Here is a 240-nt window from a genome sequence, read left to right as displayed (position 1 = left end):
CACGCTGCCCAGCGCGCGCGCCAGCGCGCCGGCACGGTCGCCCTCGCCCTGGCTGTTGACCGGCACTTCGGCCTCGTAGGTACCCTGCGCCCTGGCGACGTCGCCTTCGGTGCGCAGGTCGGCCTGGGCGGCGGCCAGGGCCGGGACCAGGCAGCCGGCAAGGAGCAGGAACAGGGCAAGACTGCGGCGCATCGCGGATTCCGTTGCTGGGCTCATCTGGGGGAATTGTTGCCCGAATGG

Annotated in this window: 1 protein-coding gene; it reads right to left on the bottom strand. The window is 72.5% G+C overall.

Annotated features, from left to right (window positions below; translation table 11 throughout):
* Positions 1–192 (bottom strand): hypothetical protein (locus SB822_RS60490; protein WP_410859572.1); only part of this gene is annotated, 192 nt, incomplete at its 3' end.
* Positions 193–240 lie beyond the last annotated feature (48 nt).

Origin of the sequence: Paraburkholderia sp. SIMBA_054 (assembly GCF_046534875.1) — a bacterium.
In the GTDB taxonomy this organism is placed as follows: Bacteria; Pseudomonadota; Gammaproteobacteria; order Burkholderiales; family Burkholderiaceae; genus Paraburkholderia; species Paraburkholderia hospita.
This window is presented reverse-complemented; position numbering and strand designations above follow the sequence as displayed.